We start from the raw sequence: 19722 nt of genomic DNA on the forward strand, positions 1-19722 counted from the left end.
ACCGCACTACCCGAAAACCGCTATAATAGAGTAAACCATCCGAAACGAGCACATCATGAGCGAATTGAGCGAAATCCTCGCCTATAACCAACATTTCGTCGAAACGGGCGAATACGAAAAATACTTTACCAACAAATACCCCGGCCGCGAGCTGGCCATCCTTTCCTGCATGGACGCACGCATTATCGAATTGCTGCCCAATGCCTTGGGCTTGAAAAACGGTGACGCCAAGCTCATCAAAAACGCCGGCGCGCTGGTGACCCACCCTTGGGGTTCGGTGATGCGCAGTTTGTTGGTCGCCGTATTTGAACTCAAAGTCAAAGAAATCATGGTCATTGCCCACCACGACTGCGGTATGCGCGGATTGCACGCCGAAGAGTTCCTCCAACGCGTACACGACAGCAATATCCCCGACGACCGCATCGAAACTCTGCGCAATGCCGGTATCGATTTGGACGGCTGGCTGACCGGTTTTGACAACGTTGAAGACAGCGTGCGCCATACCGTCGAGCTGATTCGCAAACATCCGCTGATGCCCGACAACATCGCCATCCACGGTCTGGTCATCCATCCGACCACAGGCAAGCTCAACCTGATTGTTGACGGCAGCCTGCCTGCTTCAGACGGCCAAAATATCTAACGCAGACACCACCACGAAATGAAAAACATCGGATTATTCGGTGGCACGTTTGACCCCATCCACAACGGCCACCTCCATATCGCCCGCGCCTTCGCCGACGAAATCGGTTTGGACCTTGTCGTCTTCCTGCCGGCAGGCGACCCGTACCACAAAGACAGCACGCGCACGCCGGCACAAGAGCGCCTCAATATGGTCGAACTTGCCATCGCCGACGAGCCGAAATTCGCCGCCAGCGACTGCGACATCGTCCGCAACGGCGCGACTTATACGTTTGACACCGTCCAAATCTTCCGCCAGCAGTTTCCCGGTGCGCAACTGTGGTGGCTGATGGGCAGCGACAGCCTGATGCAGCTGCACACATGGAAAAAATGGCAAACCCTCGTGCGCCAGACCCATATCGCCATCGCCATGCGCCAAGGCGACAACCTCAATAAAACCCCGCGCGAATTGCACGCATGGCTCGGCGAAGCCCTGCAAAACGGCAGTGTCCGCATCCTCAACGCGCCGCTGCACAATACCAGCTCCACCCAAATCCGCGCCAATCTCGCCAAAACGCACCATTCAGACGGCCTGCCGCAACCTGTCGCACAATACATCCGCCAACACAAACTCTATGAAAAATAGCGTTTATTCAGGCAGATAAGCTATAATGCCGTCTGAAAACATTTCAACTAGGAAAATAATGAACGAACAAGAATTGCAAGACCTGCAAAAAATGGTCGAAGTGGCCGTAAACGCCCTCGAAGACATCAAAGCCAAAGACATCTCTGTTTTGGAAACCCAAGACAAAACCTCCCTGTTCGCCCGCATGATTATTGCCAGCGGCGACAGCACACGCCAAGTCAAAGCACTGGCGAACAACGTTGCCGTCGATTTGAAAGAAGCCGGTTTTGAAATCCTCAGCACCGAAGGCGACAGCGGCGAATGGACGCTCGTCGACGCAGGCGACCTCGTTGTCCACGTCATGCTCCCTGCCGTGCGCGACTTCTACGACATCGACACCTTGTGGGGCGGAGAAAAACCGAGTTTCCACGCCGGTATGCAAAAACCTTGGCACGCCGCCGACTAAAACGGTTTATCCATACAAAGGCCGTCTGAAACTTGAAAGCAAGCAAGTTTCAGACGGCCTTTTGCTATAATTCCATTCTTTTCACATTATTTAATTTATTGCCCCATCATGCCGCAACCCGATTTCGCCCAAACCCTCTCCAAAGACCGCCATTTTCTGCGATCTGCCTTTAAAAATCCCAATAAATACGGCGGCTTGGCCAAGGTTGAGGAAAAATACAAAAAATCGCACGACCTCTATCTGCAACGCCTGTCCAAACTGCCCAAGCCCGAATTCGACAACACGCTGCCTGTTCACGAAAAACTCGACGAAATCAAAAAAGCCATTGCCGAGAATCAGGTAACGATTATTTGTGGCGAAACCGGTTCGGGCAAAACCACGCAGTTGCCCAAGATTTGTTTGGAACTCGGACGTGGGGCGGCAGGATTGATCGGGCATACCCAGCCGCGCCGTTTGGCCGCGCGCTCGGTGGCAGAGCGGATTGCCGAAGAGCTGAAATCCGAAATCGGCAGCGCGGTCGGCTATAAGGTACGCTTTACCGACCACACCTCGCGCGATGCCTGCGTCAAGCTGATGACCGACGGCATCCTGCTGGCGGAAACCCAGACCGACCGTTATCTCGCCGCCTACGACACGATTATCATCGACGAAGCGCACGAACGCAGCCTGAACATCGACTTCCTTTTGGGCTATTTGAAACAACTGCTGCCGCGCCGCCCTGATTTGAAAGTCATCATCACCTCGGCAACGATAGACGCAGAACGCTTTTCCCAACACTTCAACGGCGCGCCCGTTTTAGAAGTGAGCGGACGGACGTATCCCGTCGAAATCCTCTACCGACCACTGACCAGCAAAGACGAAGACAATGCAGAAGTCGAGTTGACCGACGCGATTGTTGATGCAGCCGACGAATTGGCACGCTACGGCGAAGGCGATATTTTGGTGTTCCTGCCGGGCGAGCGCGAAATCCGCGAAGCCGCAGAAGCCCTGCGCAAATCCACGCTACGTCGCAACGACGAAATCCTGCCCCTGTTCGCACGTCTGTCGCACGCCGAACAGCACAAAATCTTCCACCCCTCCGGCGCAAAACGCCGCATCGTGTTGGCAACCAACGTCGCCGAAACCTCGCTCACCGTGCCAGGCATCAAATACGTCATCGACACCGGCCTTGCGCGCGTCAAACGCTATTCCGCACGGGCAAAAGTGGAGCAGCTTCATGTCGAAAAAATCTCCCAAGCCGCCGCCCGCCAACGCTCCGGCCGCTGCGGCCGCGTCTCCGCAGGCGTGTGTATCCGACTGTTTTCAGAAGAAGATTTCAACAGCCGCCCCGAATTCACCGACCCAGAAATCGTCCGCAGCAACCTCGCCGCCGTCATCCTGCGCATGGCATCACTGAACCTGGGCGACGTAGCAGCATTTCCGTTTTTAGAAATGCCCGATTCGCGGTATATCAATGATGGTTTTCAGGTGTTGCTGGAGTTGGGTGCGGTGGAGGCCGTCTGAAAATGGGCAGCTCGGGCGTTTATGCCCAACGAAAACCTTATTGTCACTATTATTAGAGATTAATACAATGAATATAAAAGAATTTATGTCTAACTATACCAACCATCCTGTACTCTTTATCGGAACAGGTATGAGCTTGAGATACTTAGATAATTCATATACTTGGGATGGACTATTATCTCAAATTGCAATAGATTTGTTTGGAGATGATAGAGAATATTTGAACATCAAATCACGACATTATGAAGATGGTAAATTTCAATATGAAGAGATTGCAGAGGATTTACAAAGCAGATTTGATAAAGCTTTAGAAAATGAACCTGATGGTAAATTTAAAGAAATAAATGATAGATTCTTTGAAAACATGAGAGCAGGAAATACCTTGAGTAGGTTTAAGATTTATATATCCACCCTGCTCTCACAATTAAATTATAAGGATAATTCAAGTACAGAATTATCAGAATTAAAAAAAGCAAGGAAAAACGTAGGCTCAATCATTACAACAAATTATGACAAATTAGCCTAAGATATTTTTGAATTTAACCCACTAATTGGTAATGATATTCTTCTAAGTAATCCTTATGGTTCAGTATACAAAATACATGGCTGTATTGACGATCCATCAAAGATTATTATCACTAAAAAGGATTATGATAAGTTTAAAGAAAAATATGAACTTATTAGGGCTCAATTATTATCGTTATTTATTCACAATCCTATCATATTTCTTGGGTATAATGTTGGCGACGAAAATATCAAAGAGATTTTAAAAACTATCTTTACTTATGTAGATCCAAACTCTCCTTCAGCCGATAAAATCCGTAGTAATTTTTTGCTTGTGGAATATGAACCCGAGTCTAACAATGAAGACATTGTCGAGCATGATATCGATATAACTGGGTTCTCTACTATCCGTATTAATAAAATCAAAACAGATAACTTCTCACAAATTTATAAAGCTCTTGCGGAACTAACGCTACCAATCTCAGCTATGGATGTGCGTAAGTTTCAATCTATAGCAAAAGAGATTTATACTGGCGGCAACATTAAAGTTAACTTTACGGAAGATATGGACAATTTGAATAATAGCGATAAAGTGGTTGCTATTGGTTCAACTAGAACTATCAGCTACAATTTTCAAACAACATCGGAGATGATGTCGAATTATTTCAAAATAATTGAAGAGGAAAATTCACAACTTCTAAAATTAATAGATAAACATAGTATAACATCTACACAATATTTTCCTATTTATGGATTTAGTAGAATATGTAATGACATACACAAAGAAGCCATACTAAAACGCCAACAAAAAGAAAAATTAGATCATTTTATTGAAGAAATACACAAACGTTGTAAAAATGATCATTCATCTATCCAATCAATCTTAGATGATGAAAATATTTCGGATACATACAAAAACAATGCAATTGCTTGGGGAATATGGAATAACCAGCTTCCAGAAGATGAAATTGTGAATTATTTAAAAAATTTTAAGGATAAAAAAGATACAAACTATAAAAGACTACTATGTATGTTCGATTATAAAAAATATGCGGATGCCGTCTAAACCCTAAAAAATAATGTCGGGTATAAATGCCCGACCTACAAGACTATGCAAAACACTAAAAATCAAGCACGCGGTTCAGGCATTCATGCCCGACACAATCCGACAAACGACAAAACCGTTTCAGACGACCTTCAAAACGCTTCGGGCAATATCGTCGCCCCTCCCCGCTACCGCCTAACCCGCCTCGGCGAACAAATGGCGCGTCTGCCCATCGACCCGAAAATCGCGCGTATTTTGCTGGCGGCGAAGAAACACGACTGCATGGCGGAAATATTGGTGATTGCGTCCGCACTGTCGATTCAAGACCCGCGCGAGCGGCCGTTGGAAGCGCGCGATGCCGCGGCCAAGGCGCATGAACGCTTTACCGACAAGCAATCCGACTTCCTTGCCTATCTGAATATTTGGGACAGCTTCCAGCGCGAGCGCGACAAAGGTTTATCCAACAAGCAGCTGGTGCAGTGGTGTCGACAATATTTCCTGTCGCACCTGCGTATGCGCGAATGGCGCGAGCTGCACCACCAGCTTGCCCAAACCGCGATTGAAATGGGTTTGACCACCAAAGAAGCCGCGTTTAGACAACCTCCTATCCAAGAGCAATTAAGGCCGTCTGAAAGCCAAGGTGACCAAGATTTGGCGGCTAAACTCAAACAAAAACAACTGGACAAGAAACAACACCGCGCCCAAGTCCGTGCCGCCAAAGAAGCCGGCTACGAACAAATCCACCGCGCCTTGCTCACCGGCCTTATCGCCAACGTCGGCATGAAATCACCCGACGGCAACGACTATACCGGCGCGCGCGGCAGCCGTTTCCACCTTTTCCCCGCCTCAGCCCTGTTCAAAGCCAAACCCAAATGGGTGATGGCGGCAGAATTGGTTGAAACCACGCGCCTTTACGCACGCGACGTCGCCGTTATCCAGCCCGAATGGATAGAGCAGGAAGCGCCGCACCTCGTCCGCTATCATTATTTCGAGCCGCATTGGGAACAAAAACGCGGCGAAGTCGTCGCCAGCGAACGCGTTACGCTTTACGGCCTGACCGTATTGCCGCGCCGCCCCGTGTCTTACGGCAAAGTTGCGCCCGAAGAAGCGCGCGAAATCTTTATCCGCGGCGCATTGGTAGCGCAGGAAAGCAATCTTCAGACGGCCTTTTTTGCACACAATAAAAAGCTGATTAAAGAAATTACCGAACTCGAACACAAATCGCGCAAGCAAGACGTATTGGTCGATGACGAAGCCCTGTTTGCGTTTTATAACGAACGCCTGCCCGAGCTGGTGTGGAAAGATGCGAAAGGCGGCGTTTGGGGAGGCGAAGAGGGCGGACAAATCCAGTCGGACAAAATGGCCGATCAAAACGGACAAGCAAACCAGCGCAACGCAGGGCGCGTGGCGCAAGCCATGCATGTGAATTCCAATGATACGGACAAGCGCGTGCGTGAACCGAGTTCACATACCCGACAAAATGTTTCAGACGACCCCAAACCCAAAAAGCAGCCCATATCCCAAAAAGGCAGTCTGAAACCTTTGCCACTTGCCGATATCTGCACCTTTGAAGCCTGGCTCAAAACCGCCGAGCGTGAAAATCCGCGCCTGTTGTTCCTCAGCCGCGACGATTTGATGCAACACGCTGCTGCGCACATTACCGAAGAGCAGTTCCCCAAATTCTGGCAAACCGCAGACGGCAAGTTCAAACTTTCCTACCGCTTCGAGCCGCACCATCCGCTCGACGGCGTGACCATGACCGTGCCGTTGACCGTCCTCAACCGCCTGCACGCGCCGTCGCTCGAATGGCTGGTGCCCGGTATGTTGCGTGAAAAAATCCAGCTGCTGATTAAAGCCCTGCCGAAGCAAATCCGCCGCATTTGCGTGCCCGTACCCGATTTCATCACCAAATTTCTCGAAAGCAATCCCGACCGCCAAGCGGCCATCATTCCCCAGTTGGCGCACTTTATCGCCAAAAGCGCCGGCGATATGCGGATTCTCGAGCAAATCGACCAAGACGCATGGGCAGCGCAAGAGTTGCCCGAACACTGCTATCTGAATCTGCGCATTATCGATGATGGCGGACAAGAGCTTGCCGGCGGCCGCAAACTGCACGAATTGCAACAACAGCTCGGCCAAGCCGCCGCCGTTACCTTCCGCGACAACACCCAAGAATTCGAGCGCGACAACGTGACCACATGGGACATCGGCACCCTGCCCGAATCCATCAAATTCGCACGCGGCAAACAACAGCTCACCGGCTACCTTGGCCTGCAAAAAGAAAAAGACGGCCGCATCGCCCTGCGCCTGTTTGACACCACCGAAGCCGCTGAACAGGCACACCGTCAAGGTGTAATCGAATTGATGAAACTACAACTAAAAGAACAAGTTAAAGACCTGAACAAAGGCATCCAAGGCTTCACCCAAGCCGCCATGCTGCTCAAACACATCAACGCCGACACCCTGCGCGACGACCTTACCCAAGCCGTCTGCGACCGCGCCTTTATCGGCGAAGACGAGCTGCCGCGCAACGAAAAAGCCTTTAAAGAGCAAATCAAACGCGCCCGCAGCCGCCTGCCCGCCGTCAAAGAAGCCCTCAGCCGCTACTTGCAGGAAACCGCAGCCGCCTATGCCGAACTCAACGGCAAACTCGGCAAACACCCATTGACCCACCTTCTAAGACTACGCCTGCAAACCCTGCTTGCTCCCGGCTTCGCCAGCCATACCCCATGGGCACAATGGCCGCGCCTCCCTATCTACCTCAAAGCCATGGCCCTGCGCCTAGAAAAATACAGCAGCAACCCCGCCCGCGACGCAGCCCGCGAAGCCGATATTCAAGAGTTGGAACAAATGTGGCAGGAGAAAACCGACGGCCTGATCAAACAAGGTCTCCCCATTTCAGACGGCCTCGCCGCGTTTAAATGGATGATTGAAGAATTGAGAGTATCGCTGTTTGCGCAGGAATTGAAGACGCCGTATCCGGTGTCGGTGAAGAGGTTGTTGAAGGAGTGGGAGAAAATTTTTAACTGAATAATTCTGCCAATCAAAATTTCTTGACAAAACAGATTTTAATGAATACTATAAGTAGCGTTATGAGTTTAGAAAATTTTCAATTAATAAAAACACAATTAGGTGTTCCCAGTTATGAAAATGATAGAGTTGCAATCTATCAAGGAGATTGTATCCAGTTAATGGATAAGATTTCAAAAGGATCATTCCAAATGACAATCACATCTCCACCATACAATATTGGTAAAGAATATGAGTCTATTTTAGATTTAGAACATTATCTTGAGTGGTGTGAAAAATGGATGCAATCAATACATCACTTAACTGAAGATAGCGGATGTTTTTGGCTAAATTTAGGATACTTACATGTTGCAAAAAAGGGACTAGCAGTTCCTATTCCTTATCTTTTATGGGATAAAACTAACTTTTTCCTTTTACAAGAGGTGGTTTGGAATTATACAGCTGGAGTTGCATGCCGTAATCGATTTTCCCCAAGAAATGAAAAGTTATTATGGTATGTGAAAAATCCTGCTAAATATACATTCAATTTAGATGCTGTACGCGATCCCAACGTTAAATATCCAAATCAGAAAAAAAATGGGAAATTAAAATGCAATCCTCTAGGAAAAAACCCATCGGATGTTTGGCAAATAGCAAAAGTCACTTCTGGAAGAAATAGGTCATCGAGAGAAAGAACTGCTCATCCTGCCCAATTTCCATTGGAATTAATAGAAAGAATAATCCGAGCAAGTAGCAATCAAAATGATGTAATCTTAGATCCATTTATAGGCTCAGGAACAACCGCCTTAGCCGGACTAAAAAACAACCGTTTCGTCATAGGATTTGAAATTAACGATGAGTATATAGATATTATAAAAGAACGCTTCAAAGAGTATGATCTTCAAAATACTTGATACTTGTATATAACGGTATAGAGGATAGACCCTCCTCTATACTGTATTTACGACATTTATTTTTGATAAAGTATTTTTAGTTTACTTCTATAAGCCTGTGGAGAGAGCCTCGCCTGCTGGCCTGTCGCTGCAGTTTGAGCAACCCAATCCGTATGATCTAACCAACCAAATCTGATAATTTTAATTTCTGGACGCAATTTTAAATCAGGCATAAATTTTTCAAAATTTATAGTTAGATAATAACCATTTTTACTCTTACCAGTAATTCCATCTTGTGGTTGCGCATAACTCCTATTACCAAATATATATTTTGGATCCGATGAAGTTTTTAATTCTATTGAGTAATAGTCGTCCTTAATATATACAATATCTTTGTCATATTTATTCTTTTCTCCTTGCCAATTTTCAAATCTAGCCTCAATATTAGCAGGAATTAAAGCATGTAATAACGCCCCTACAATCTGAGGAGAAGGAAAAAAATTTTTGCCAATTTGTAAATTACCAATTCTAGACGAGAAAATATTTTCCCAACTATCTAAACAAAGTTGGACAATCTCTTTTTCTGACAATGGATGTTGCTTAATCAGCTCTTCTGTTTTGGAAATCCATGACTCCTCATTCAAAGAAGCATACGGCGATATTTTTGATCTATTCATATTATTTAATCCCTTCTACAAGTTCAGAAATACTAATTGAAAAAGACTTAGCTAACAGCGAGATATTCAAAAGACTTATATTTCTTTCTCCGCGTTCAACTGATCCAATATAAGTACGATGTAATCCAACTTTTTCTGCCAATTCTTCTTGTGACCAACCATTAAGTAAACGATAATGTTTTACACGCTTACCAAACTCAACTAATTCATTTCCCATAATCTGTATTATTTTAATAAGTGAATACTTTAAGTCTACACTCTATAAGTAGCATGCTTAACAAACCATATCCTACTGCGTGCATGCCTTCGGGCACGCACGCTGTCTTTCTAAACTACTCCCCTTTCCACTCAAACCAAAGGCCGTCTGAAAGTATTTCCCAACTTTCAGACGGCCTTTTTATATTCATATTTCTGTTTATTTTTCCAACCGTGCAATCAGTTCATCGGCCAAGTCGAGATAAGCCTGTGTGCCTTTGGCGTGGGCGTCGTAGGCGAGGGCGGGAAGGCCGTGGCTGGGGGCTTCGGCGAGGCGGATGTTGCGGGGGATGACGGTGTCGAAGAGTAGGTTGCCGAAGTGTTGTTTGAGCTGTTCGCTGACTTCGACGACAAGGCGGCTGCGGCTGTCGTACATGGTGCGGACGATGCCGGTTACGTCAAGGTTGGGGTTGATGGCTTGGCGGATTTTGCGGACGGTGGCCACTAAGTCGGAAATGCCTTCGAGGGCGTAGTATTCGCAAAGCATGGGGACGATGACGCCGTTGGCGGCGACCAGGCCGTTGAGGGTGAGCAGGGTCAGGGACGGGGGACAGTCGATGAGGATGTAGTCGTAGTCGTCGGCAACGAGCTGCAGGGCGTTTTTGAGGCGGATTTCGCGTGCGATTTCTTGGACGAGTTCGACTTCTGCGCCGGCCAGTGTGCGGTTGGCGCCCAATACGTCGTAGCCGCCTTCTTTGCTGCGGACGACGGCGTTGGGAATGTCGGTTTCGCCGAGGACAACTTGATATACGCCGTTTTCGATGGTGGCTTTGTTGATGCCGCTGCCTGTGGTGGCGTTGCCTTGGGGGTCGAGGTCGACGACGAGGACGCGGCGGCCTTTGGAGGCTAGGGAGGCGGCTAGGTTGACGGTGGTGGTGGTTTTGCCGACTCCGCCTTTTTGGTTGGCGACGGCGAGGATTTGTGCGCTCATGTGCTTTGCTGTCGTGTTAAGTGTGGATGGCTGGATTGTACCGTTATTCGGTATGCTTGGGTTGTTTTCAGACGGCCTTTTTGCGGATGATGACGATATGGCGTTCGGCATTGAGTTGGGGGACGTGCAATGCTTCGACTTTTTCTACGGCGACGCTTTCGGGCAGTTTGTCGATTTCTTCTTGCGGATATACGCCTTTCATGGCCGCCCAGTAGCCGCCATCTTTGAGGAGGTGCTTGGTCCAGTTGACGAAGTCGGCGAGTTCGGCAAAGGCGCGGCTGGTGATGACGTCGGCGCGGCAGTCGGCGGCGGCTTCTACGCGGCCGCTGATGACACGGACGTTTTTAAGGCCGAGTTCGATGACGGCTTGTTGCAGAAAGGCGGTTTTTTTGGTGTTGGCATCGAGGAGGGTGATGTCGAGGTCGGGGCGGCAGATGGCGGTGGGGATGCCGGGCTGTCCGCCGCCGGAGCCGACGTCGAGCATGGTTTGTGCGTGTTCGATATAGGGTAGGAGGGTCAGGCTGTCGAGCAGGTGATGGCTGACGGTTTGGGCGGGGTCGCGCAGGGCGGTCAGGTTGTAGGTTTTGTTCCACTTTTGCAGCAGGGCGGCATAGTCTAGCAGTTTAGCCTGTTTGGCTTCGTCGATGTCCAAACCCAGTGCCTGTATGCCGTCGCGGAGCTGTTGCGCCTGATTCATTTGTTATTCCTTATTGGTTAAAACGCGTTGGATGTAATGGTAACGGAAAGCATGCCGTCTGAAAATGTTTGTGCCTGTTGAATCAACGTTTCATCTTGTGAAAGACGATGGGCTGCTCGGGCGCGCGCGTGAGCTGTTTGGGCAGGGTCAGCATGGCGATGATCCACACGGAGAGGGTGTAGTAGAACACGCCTTGCCCGCGCATACCTGCCAATGCGGCATTGCCTAAGATGGCTTCAAAAATCAAACCTGCCGCCGCCGAGGCACATGCTGCGACACCGGCAAGGAAAATGGCGTAACGTGAATGCCGGCGCATCATTTTTTTATACGCTAGCTTGGTCAGTCCGCCGGCAATCGGCAGGTTGAGGAAGGCAAACATACCGCAGACAAACCATGCGACTGAATCCTGCCAACCGCTTTGCCATGCCCACGCGCCGTCTTTGACCGTTATCAGCAGGCCTTGGCCGTCTGAAAAGGCGATTTGCACTATATTGTGCAATATCATCGCCAGCGGCAGGGTGAGGAACATCAGTGCGACCAATAGGGGGCGGTAGGGCTTTTCTTGTGTCAGATACATGGCGGTTTGCCTTGGGAAAATAAGTTGAAATGATAGCAGATTGGCGGTTGATTCACGTTTGTTAGCGCTGAAATTGCTGACAAAAACGGTCAATTAAAAAAGAAATGAAAAATTCTTTTTTCTTGGCAAACGTTGGCAGATAAAGGTTAAGAAAACGTTTTCAGACGGCCTAGTCTCTTATTTTTATATGAACCGAACAGAAAATCTTTGCATTTCTCCGTAAAATCTACTAAATTCTCAATAACATATTATAAAGACCTGAAATCTGGAACCCAAACCGAAACTGCCTCCCGCCATTTACGCTCGGAAACTCAGCAGGCAACAAAGTTTCACACACAACAAAAATACAAAATAATTCCTATGAAATCAGTTGTTTATAATGATAGATAACCACAAGGCAAACCATGCCTGACTTTAGTAGGAGTAAAACCATGGCTGAAGCAACCGATGTCTTATTAGTAGGCGGCGGCATTATGAGCGCCACTTTGGGCGTATTGCTCAAAGAACTCGAACCATCTTGGGAAATCACCCTGATCGAACGCTTGGAAGATGTAGCGTTGGAATCATCAAATGCATGGAATAATGCCGGTACGGGACACTCTGCGCTGTGTGAATTGAACTATGCGCCCCTGACTGCTGACGGCACGATCGATCCGACCCGCGCCCTCAATATTGCCGAACAATTCCATATCAGCCGCCAATTTTGGGCGACTTTGGTCGAAGAAGGCAAACTGACCGACCGCACTTTCATCAATTCCGTCCCCCATATGTCGCTGGTGATGAACGCCGACCATTGCAGTTATCTGCAAAAACGTTTCGACGTGTTCAAAAACCAAAAACTCTTTGAAAAAATGGAGTTTTCTACTGACCGTGCCAAAATTGCCGAATGGGCGCCGCTGGTTGTCAACGGCCGTGATGAAAACCAATCCATCGCTGCCAACTACTCCGCCGAAGGCACAGACGTCGATTTCGGCAGCCTGACCCGCCAGATGGTCAAATACTTGAGCGACAAAGGCGTAAAAATCAAATTCAACCGCCATGTCGACGACCTCAACCGCGAATCGGACGGCGCATGGGTGCTGAAAACCAGCAGCACCAAAGAGGATGACGACCCGTTGACACTCCGCACCCGTTTCGTCTTCCTCGGCGCAGGCGGCGGTGCACTGACCCTGCTGCAAAAATCCGGTATCCCCGAAGGCAAAGGCTACGGCGGCTTTCCGGTTTCCGGCCTCTTCTTCCGCAACAGCAATCCCGAAACGGCCGCGCAACACAACGCCAAAGTGTACGGCCAAGCCTCCGTCGGCGCGCCCCCTATGTCCGTTCCGCATTTGGATACCCGCAACGTGGACGGCCAACGCCATTTGATGTTCGGCCCATATGCAGGCTTCCGCCCCAACTTCCTCAAACAAGGCTCGCTCATGGATCTGCCGATGTCCATCCACATGGACAACCTCTATCCTATGCTCCGCGCCGGTTGGGCTAATATGCCGCTGACCAAATACCTCTTGGGCGAATTGCGTAAAACCAAAGAAGAACGCTTCACTTCGCTCTTAGAGTATTATCCGGAAGCCAATCCTGACGATTGGGAACTGATTACCGCCGGTCAGCGTGTGCAAATCATTAAAAAAGACCCGAAAAAAGGCGGCGTACTCCAATTCGGTACCGAAATCGTCGCCCATGCCGACGGCTCGCTGGCCGCATTGCTGGGCGCGTCCCCAGGTGCATCAACCGCCGTACCTTTGATGATTAAGCTGATCAACCAATGCTTCCCAGATCATGCCGAATCATGGTCAGGCCGTCTGAAAGAATTGGTGCCCGGCTACGGTATCAAGCTGAACGACAATCCGTCTTTGGCGGACGAAATCATCAGCCACAACGCGTCCGTTTTGGGCATTCATCACTAAATTGAAGCAGACACAAAGGCGGGCATTCTTGCCCGCCTTTTTTCAAACCATTAAAATAGCGGCATTCAGGCCGTCTGAAATCTAATCTGCAGCAGCGTGTTGCACGATTCAAACCCGAAAATCAGCCCCAATAGAAAAACGCCATGACCGATATTCTCAACAAAATCCTTGCCACCAAAGCAGAAGAAGTGGCCGCCCAAAAAGCCGCCGTTTCCTTGGAAGACATCAAAGCCCAAGCGCAGGCTGCTGCGCCGGTTCGCAGCTTTATCGGCTCGATCCGTGAAAAACACGCGCAGAATCTGCCAGCCATTATTGCCGAAGTCAAAAAAGCCAGCCCAAGCAAAGGTCTGATCCGTCCTGATTTTCATCCTGCCGAAATCGCCGTTGCCTATGAAAAAGCCGGCGCGGCCTGTTTGTCCGTGTTGACGGACGAACCTTATTTCCAAGGCTCGCCCGAGTATTTGAAACAGGCGCGTGCGGCCGTGGCGCTGCCGGTCTTGCGTAAAGATTTCATCATCGACGAATACCAAATCTATCAGGCGCGCGCGTGGGGTGCGGATGCGGTTCTTCTGATTGCCGCCGCATTGGAAGCCGGGCAGCTTGAGCGTTTTGAAGCCGTTGCCCACGAATTGGGCATGACTGTCTTGTTGGAATTGCACGATGCGTCCGAGCTGGAAAAATGCCGCAACATGACCACGCCGTTGTGGGGCGTCAACAACCGCGACCTGCGTACGTTTGAAGTGACCCTGCAACAAACCCTCGACCTCTTGCCCGAATTAAACGGCAAAACCGTTGTCACCGAAAGCGGCATCCGCAACAAAGAAGACGTCGATTTCATGCGCGGCCACGGCGTGCATACTTTCCTGATCGGCGAAACCTTTATGCGAGCCGAAGATATTGAAGCCGAAGTCAAAAAACTGTTCTAAACCTAAAAAACATCAGGCCGTCTGAATTTTCAGACGGCCTGAATCCATTGGAGACGAGAAAAAATGTTTACCGTACAGCGCATTTACGCCTATCAACCCGATTCTAAACAAACCGCCGTCTTTATCGACCGCCTCTATCCGCGCGGCGTCCATAAAGAAGTTTTCGCTACGGCGCTTTGGCTGAAAGACATTACGCCCAGTGCAAACCTGCGTCGCTGGTATCACGAAAATCCGGCTGAGAATTTTGACGGTTTTGTCAGCCGTTATCATGAAGAGCTGCAAGGCGATACCGAGCAGGCAGCCATCAAACGGCTGCTGGATTTGGAAAAACAGCACGGCAATATTTTATTGCTGACCGCCGTCAAAGATCCCCGACATTCCCACGTCTCTGCGCTGGCTCAATTTTTGGGTGCAAGGTTTGAATATCGCGATTAAAAAATCAGTGTTTGGGCTGAATACAAAAAGGCCGTCTGAAATCAAGGTTTCAGACGGCCTGCTATTTTCAAATCAAGAAGGATAAGGGTGTGCCACCAATTTTCCGTCTATGTATTCGCCGATATAGACTTGCGAGGCTTCAAGGTGGAGGCGGTCGAGTTCCTGTTGCAACCATTCTTCATCACGCTTAATGATTTCGAGGATGTCGGGGTCGACTTGGCCGTCTGTAATCAGTGGATAGCGCAGGCTTTCGTCGCCGTACTTAATGACGGCGAGCTGGCCGTTTTGTTCCATCACGGCACGTTTGACGGCAGAGATTTCGTAGATGCCGGCGGCGCGGAGTTTGAACATGAGGTCGTGTGCGCTGATGCCGTTTTTCATGCATTCATCGGTTTGGATTTTGCCGTTGACGATAACCCAGACGGATTTGCCGTCAATGATGGATTTGACCCAGCGGTTGTGGTTTTTGATGAATTTCAGGCTCAAGACCAACAGCGTCCACAAAATCAGCACGAGGAAAAATTGCAATAGGCCGACGCTGTCGCTGTAAATCACGCCGCCGATGATGCCGCCGAGTACATAGTTTTGCACTTGGTCCATGGCGGAGGTCGGCGCGAGGTTGCCTTTACCTAAGAGGTTGATTTGCAAAATCAAACCTAAAATACCCATCAGTAGTTTGAGGGCGAGCAGGGAGTATGCTTCCATGTGTGTGTATCCTGTTATTCTTTATCGATGAGTTCGATATTGTTGTTGACCAAATTGATGGGTGTCAGCGTGTAGGCGGAGAAGTCTTGATTGAAATGGACTTCGTAATATTGGCTTTTGATGCCGATAATCATGCCGTTGGACAGGCGCGTGCTGTTGACGATAATGTCTTGTTTTTCAACCTTTTGGTTTTTGATCAAGGCATCGAGAAAGCCAACCATGCGCGAAGTGTCAGCGGCGAAGTTTTGACGTTCGCTGTACGAAAGATATTGCGTGCCGCAGATGAGGACGAGCAGCAACAGCGCAATAATGCTCAGGTCGCGGTATTTGGTGTCCATACGGTGGCGCAGGTATTGCGATACGGCGAGCAAGAGTATGACGAGGGCGGCGAAAATCAGGACGTATTTCAAGTAGTCGTTGAAATACATATGGTTTTCAAGATAAAAGTGGGAAAAGAATTTCATGGTATTCAGTAGCTTTGAGGAGGGTAATAAGGCCGTCTGAAACATAAATTTCAGACGGCCTTGTCTATTGAACAAGGATGTTGCGTCAAGGTTTAGGTTTCGGATAAAGCACACATGGTGCTTTCCTAAGTAGGATCAGTTGATAAATCCGTCGTCTTTCATTTTCTTTTCGGAAAAATACTGGCTGATGACCAGTAAGCTGGCCAGAATGATAATGAAAAGACCTGCCATGGTCAGGGTGATTTTGAGAAATAAATCGGCATCGACGAAGGAAAACCACAGTTGCAAAATCAAGAGCAACACCCAGCTGACGAATAATCCGAGACAGGCATAGACGCCGAGTTTAAACACGTTCTTTTTCCAAAATGACGACGTAGGCTTCACGCACGAAAAACAGCAGCATGCGGCGCTGGTCTTTTTCCATGGTAACGACCTTCCAACCTTGCGAAGCGTGACTGTTGAGGAAATCGCTGAATTTGACCGGATTGATTTTGGCGCTGCCGAAAACCAAACTGGAAAGCAGGTTCTCTTGATAAATGACGGCCTTATATTCTTTCATTTTATTCCTTTAAAAAAAGGAGGCTTTAAAGCCCCCTAATTCTACTCCTTATTATTCAACTGTGGTAGTACGGAGCCTTCGCCCAATGCCAACAAACCGCTTTGCGAGTAAATACCCAGTTTGGCGCGGGTGTCGGTGATGTCGAGGTTGCGCATGGTCAGTTGGCCGATGCGGTCGAGCGGTGTGAACGCTGCGTCTTCGACTTTTTCCATGCTCAGGCGTTCGGGTTGGTAGGTCAGGTTGGGCGATTCGGTGTTCAGAATCGAGTAGTCGTTGCCGCGGCGCAGTTCGAGGGTGACTTCGCCGGTAATGGCTTTGGCGACCCAGCGTTGGGCGGTTTCGCGCAACATGAGGGCTTGGCTGTCAAACCAGCGGCCTTGGTAGAGCAGGCGGCCGAGGCGCAGGCCGTTGATACGGTATTGTTCGATGGTGTCTTCGTTGTGGATACCGGTCACCAAGCGTTCGTAGGCGATGTGGAACAACGCCATGCCCGGGGCTTCGTAGATGCCGCGCGATTTGGCTTCGATGATGCGGTTTTCGATTTGGTCGCTCATGCCCAAACCGTGGCGGCCGCCGATGCGGTTGGCTTCGAGGAAGAGTTCGACAGGATCGGCGTATTCTTTGCCGTTCAGTGCAACCGGCACGCCTTCTTCAAAGCGTACGCTGACTTCTTCGGGTTTGACTTCGACGTTTTCGTCCCAGAAGGCAACGCCCATGATGGGTTTGACGATTTTGATGCCACTGTTGAGGAATTCCAAATCTTTGGCTTCATGCGTCGCGCCGAGCATATTGGAGTCGGTGGAATAGGCTTTTTCAACCGACATTTTGTAGTTGAAACCGTTGGCAATCAGAAATTCGCTCATTTCGTGGCGGCCGCCGAGTTCGTCGATAAATTGTTGGTCGAGCCAGGGTTTGTAGATTTTCAGCGCGGGATTGGTCAAGAGGCCGTAGCGGTAGAAACGCTCGATGTCGTTGCCTTTGTAGGTGCTGCCGTCGCCCCAGATGTTCACATCGTCTTCTTTCATGGCGGAAACGAGCATGGTGCCGGTAACGGCGCGGCCCAAAGGCGTGGTGTTGAAGTAGGCGATGCCGCCGGTGGAAACATGAAACGCGCCGCATTGGATGGCGGCGATGCCTTCGTGTGCCAGTTGTGCGCGGCAGTCGATCAGGCGGGCGTTTTCTGCGCCGTATTCCATAGCTTTTTTAGGAATGGCATTGTAATCGTCTTCGTCAGGTTGGCCGAGGTTGGCGGTGTAGGCATAAGGCAGCGCGCCTTTGAGTTTCATCCACAACAGTGCGGCAGAGGTATCAAGACCGCCGGAGAAGGCGATGCCGACTTTTTGACCGATGGGGAGATTTTGTAAAATGGTATGGTTTTGGCTCATTGGGATTCCTCCAGACTTGAAAAGTTGAAACCATTATCTTATAAATGGAATACATTGTCAGCAATTAGGCCGTCTGAATGTTTGGAGGGCCGTATTAAAGAAACCTCATCATGAACGCTTTTAACCTCATCATCATCGGCGATGAAATCCTGCATGGCAGCCGCCAAGACAAGCATTTCGCCTTTTTTAAATCTTTATTGGAATCGCACGGGCTGAAGCTCAATCAGGTGCAATATCTGCCTGATGAGCCCGATTTGTTGGTCAAACAACTGCGCCGCAGTTTTTCAGACGGCCTGCCGACTTTCGTTACCGGCGGTATCGGTTCTACGCCTGACGACCACACGCGCCAAGCCGCAGCGGCCGCTTTGGATTTGCCTGTCGTCCGCCATCCTGAAGCTGCCAAGTTTATCGAAGGCGTAACCCAGAAACGCAGCGAGCCGTTGGATTCGCCGGAACACGCCCAACGCCTGAAGATGGCGGATTTTCCCGAAGGCGCGGAATTGGTGCCCAATCCGTTTAACAACATCGCCGGATTTTCCATCCGCGAGCATTATTTCTTCCCCGGTTTCCCCGTGATGGCGCACCCGATGGCGGAATGGGTATTGGAAACTTATTACGCCGACCGCTTCAACCAAACCGAACGCAGCAGCCGCAGCGTATATGTGTTCGACCAACCCGAATCGCGCATTACGCCGATTATGGAACATCTTGAGCGTACCTACGCCGGTATCCGTTCGTACAGTCTGCCTACCGTGGGCCGTACCGATTCAGACGGCCGTTATACTCCGCCGCATATCGAGTTCGGCATTAAAGCGGAAGGCGAGGCCTGCCGCTTGCTGGATGCGGCGTGGGAAGATGCGTTGCAGGGTTTGCAGGCGATTGGCGCGACTTTGAAAGAAACGGTGGAATAATGCACTTATCCCCAGCCCAATCCAGACGCGCACTGACTTTTGCCTCTTTGCTGTTTTTGCCGCCGACCCTCATCATCGGCATTTGGCTGGCTCAATATGGCGGCTTCGCTTTTGAACCGCCTCTGATGCACGCCGTCCATGCCCACGCGGGAACATGGTTTGACCCGATTGCCACTGTGTTACACTATCTGGGCAAAACCGCGATTGCCGTGCCGCTGATCGGCGCAGTCGCCGCAGCCCTGTATTTCGCCGATAAGAAGCGCGAAGCACTGTTTTGCGTGTTGGCTGCATTGATGCCGACTTTGAACATGCTGATTGTGAAGGTATGGTTTGCCCGCGAACGTCCGCTGCTTTGGCCGCGCCTGATTGAAGAGAGCAATTTTTCCTTCCCCAGCGGCCACAGTACGTTTTCCGCCGCCATTGCCGTCATGCTGATATTGCTTTGCCGCCGCACGCGCTACCGCCGTGCTGCGTGGGTAGGCGGTATTTCCTTTGCCCTGTTGACCGGGTTTTCACGCATTTATTTGGGCGTGCATTATCCCACCGATGTTTGGGCAGGCTGGACAAACGGCACGCTGACTGCCTTGCTGGTGTATATGCTCATCTTCAGGCCGTCTGAAAAATAGAAGAAAC

The 19722-nt window shown here is 49.6% G+C and carries 21 protein-coding genes and 1 pseudogene; 12 read left to right on the forward strand and 10 right to left on the reverse strand.

The genetic code is table 11. From position 1 onward, the window contains the following. The first annotated feature begins 55 nt into the window (after nucleotides 1-55). The 7 genes and pseudogenes from O3661_RS08485 to O3661_RS08515 all read left to right on the forward strand — a co-directional run bounded on the left by O3661_RS08485 (nucleotide 56) and on the right by O3661_RS08515 (nucleotide 8684). Nucleotides 56-640, forward strand: a complete 585-nt coding sequence (locus O3661_RS08485) for a carbonic anhydrase (protein WP_049322449.1) — start codon at nucleotides 56-58, stop codon at nucleotides 638-640. Nucleotides 641-658: 18 nt separating this feature from the next. Next, nucleotides 659-1264 carry a nicotinate-nucleotide adenylyltransferase gene (gene nadD, locus O3661_RS08490; RefSeq protein ID WP_371493061.1) on the forward strand — a complete coding sequence of 202 codons (606 nt, stop codon included), beginning with the start codon at nucleotides 659-661 and terminating at the stop codon, nucleotides 1262-1264. 58 nt (nucleotides 1265-1322) lie between these two features. Next, entirely contained in the window at nucleotides 1323-1709 is a 387-nt protein-coding gene (gene rsfS / locus O3661_RS08495) for a ribosome silencing factor (RefSeq protein WP_002246503.1), read from the forward strand. A 108-nt stretch (nucleotides 1710-1817) separates the two neighbouring features. After that, a complete protein-coding gene (hrpA, locus tag O3661_RS08500) occupies nucleotides 1818-3212 on the forward strand; it encodes an ATP-dependent RNA helicase HrpA (RefSeq protein WP_371493062.1) in 1395 nt (464 codons plus the stop codon). Between the two features lie 67 nt (nucleotides 3213-3279). Next, nucleotides 3280-4782: pseudogene (locus tag O3661_RS08505) on the forward strand (SIR2 family protein). A gap of 45 nt (nucleotides 4783-4827) precedes the next feature. Continuing rightward, complete coding sequence (locus O3661_RS08510) at nucleotides 4828-7791, forward strand: DUF3418 domain-containing protein (RefSeq protein ID WP_371493064.1); 2964 nt, start codon at nucleotides 4828-4830, stop codon at nucleotides 7789-7791. A gap of 41 nt (nucleotides 7792-7832) precedes the next feature. Further along, nucleotides 7833-8684 (forward strand): site-specific DNA-methyltransferase, encoded by an 852-nt coding sequence (locus tag O3661_RS08515; RefSeq protein WP_371493065.1) that lies wholly within the window; start codon nucleotides 7833-7835, stop codon nucleotides 8682-8684. A 56-nt stretch (nucleotides 8685-8740) separates the two neighbouring features. Here O3661_RS08515 and O3661_RS08520 read toward each other — a convergent pair whose 3' ends face one another. From O3661_RS08520 to O3661_RS08540, 5 genes are all read right to left on the reverse strand, one after another. Beyond that, nucleotides 8741-9340, reverse strand: a complete 600-nt coding sequence (locus O3661_RS08520; protein WP_371493066.1) for a ScaI family restriction endonuclease — start codon at nucleotides 9338-9340, stop codon at nucleotides 8741-8743. A 1-nt stretch (nucleotide 9341) separates the two neighbouring features. Beyond that, on the reverse strand, nucleotides 9342-9557 hold the full coding sequence (locus tag O3661_RS08525) for a helix-turn-helix domain-containing protein (protein WP_371493068.1): 216 nt from the start codon (nucleotides 9555-9557) through the stop codon (nucleotides 9342-9344). 198 nt (nucleotides 9558-9755) lie between these two features. Further along, on the reverse strand, nucleotides 9756-10526 hold the full coding sequence (locus O3661_RS08530; RefSeq protein WP_371493070.1) for a ParA family protein: 771 nt from the start codon (nucleotides 10524-10526) through the stop codon (nucleotides 9756-9758). A gap of 67 nt (nucleotides 10527-10593) precedes the next feature. Further along, nucleotides 10594-11223 carry a 16S rRNA (guanine(527)-N(7))-methyltransferase RsmG gene (gene rsmG, locus O3661_RS08535; RefSeq protein WP_371493072.1) on the reverse strand — a complete coding sequence of 210 codons (630 nt, stop codon included), beginning with the start codon at nucleotides 11221-11223 and terminating at the stop codon, nucleotides 10594-10596. Nucleotides 11224-11305: 82 nt separating this feature from the next. Beyond that, complete coding sequence (locus O3661_RS08540) at nucleotides 11306-11800, reverse strand: hypothetical protein (RefSeq protein WP_070712209.1); 495 nt, start codon at nucleotides 11798-11800, stop codon at nucleotides 11306-11308. Nucleotides 11801-12231: 431 nt separating this feature from the next. On the opposite strand from O3661_RS08540, the gene O3661_RS08545 reads away from it, so the two are divergent. The 3 genes from O3661_RS08545 (at nucleotide 12232) to O3661_RS08555 (ending at nucleotide 15065) form a co-directional block, all read left to right on the forward strand. After that, nucleotides 12232-13704: a malate:quinone oxidoreductase gene (locus tag O3661_RS08545; RefSeq protein ID WP_371493073.1), complete on the forward strand. Its 1473-nt coding sequence runs from the start codon at nucleotides 12232-12234 to the stop codon at nucleotides 13702-13704. A gap of 143 nt (nucleotides 13705-13847) precedes the next feature. Beyond that, the gene (gene trpC / locus O3661_RS08550; protein ID WP_107737917.1) at nucleotides 13848-14630 is read left to right on the forward strand and encodes an indole-3-glycerol phosphate synthase TrpC; all 783 of its coding nucleotides are present in this window, start codon (nucleotides 13848-13850) and stop codon (nucleotides 14628-14630) included. Between the two features lie 63 nt (nucleotides 14631-14693). Continuing rightward, on the forward strand, nucleotides 14694-15065 hold the full coding sequence (locus tag O3661_RS08555) for a DUF488 domain-containing protein (RefSeq protein ID WP_107737919.1): 372 nt from the start codon (nucleotides 14694-14696) through the stop codon (nucleotides 15063-15065). A gap of 72 nt (nucleotides 15066-15137) precedes the next feature. Here O3661_RS08555 and O3661_RS08560 read toward each other — a convergent pair whose 3' ends face one another. The 5 genes from O3661_RS08560 to argG form a co-directional block, all read right to left on the reverse strand. Continuing rightward, complete coding sequence (locus tag O3661_RS08560; protein WP_128582047.1) at nucleotides 15138-15770, reverse strand: DUF421 domain-containing protein; 633 nt, start codon at nucleotides 15768-15770, stop codon at nucleotides 15138-15140. A 14-nt stretch (nucleotides 15771-15784) separates the two neighbouring features. After that, nucleotides 15785-16234, reverse strand: a complete 450-nt coding sequence (locus O3661_RS08565) for a DUF3290 domain-containing protein (protein WP_371493075.1) — start codon at nucleotides 16232-16234, stop codon at nucleotides 15785-15787. Between the two features lie 135 nt (nucleotides 16235-16369). After that, the gene (locus tag O3661_RS08570) at nucleotides 16370-16585 is read right to left on the reverse strand and encodes a hypothetical protein (RefSeq protein ID WP_049330864.1); all 216 of its coding nucleotides are present in this window, start codon (nucleotides 16583-16585) and stop codon (nucleotides 16370-16372) included. Beyond that, nucleotides 16578-16793 (reverse strand): DUF4177 domain-containing protein, encoded by a 216-nt coding sequence (locus tag O3661_RS08575; RefSeq protein WP_003749376.1) that lies wholly within the window; start codon nucleotides 16791-16793, stop codon nucleotides 16578-16580. Before O3661_RS08575 ends, O3661_RS08570 begins: the two co-directional genes overlap by 8 nt. Before the next feature lie 41 nt (nucleotides 16794-16834). Further along, entirely contained in the window at nucleotides 16835-18178 is a 1344-nt protein-coding gene (argG, locus tag O3661_RS08580; RefSeq protein WP_049322465.1) for an argininosuccinate synthase, read from the reverse strand. Between the two features lie 110 nt (nucleotides 18179-18288). Between argG and O3661_RS08585 the strand changes: the two genes are divergently transcribed. Then, nucleotides 18289-19089, forward strand: a complete 801-nt coding sequence (locus O3661_RS08585; protein ID WP_371493076.1) for a competence/damage-inducible protein A — start codon at nucleotides 18289-18291, stop codon at nucleotides 19087-19089. Continuing rightward, a complete protein-coding gene (locus tag O3661_RS08590; RefSeq protein ID WP_371493077.1) occupies nucleotides 19089-19715 on the forward strand; it encodes a phosphatase PAP2 family protein in 627 nt (208 codons plus the stop codon). The genes O3661_RS08585 and O3661_RS08590 overlap by 1 nt, the downstream gene beginning before the upstream one ends. Nucleotides 19716-19722: the final 7 nt, after the last annotated feature.

The organism is Neisseria sp. 20925_1_37, assembly GCF_041433255.1.
Lineage (GTDB): Bacteria > Pseudomonadota > Gammaproteobacteria > Burkholderiales > Neisseriaceae > Neisseria > Neisseria flavescens_D.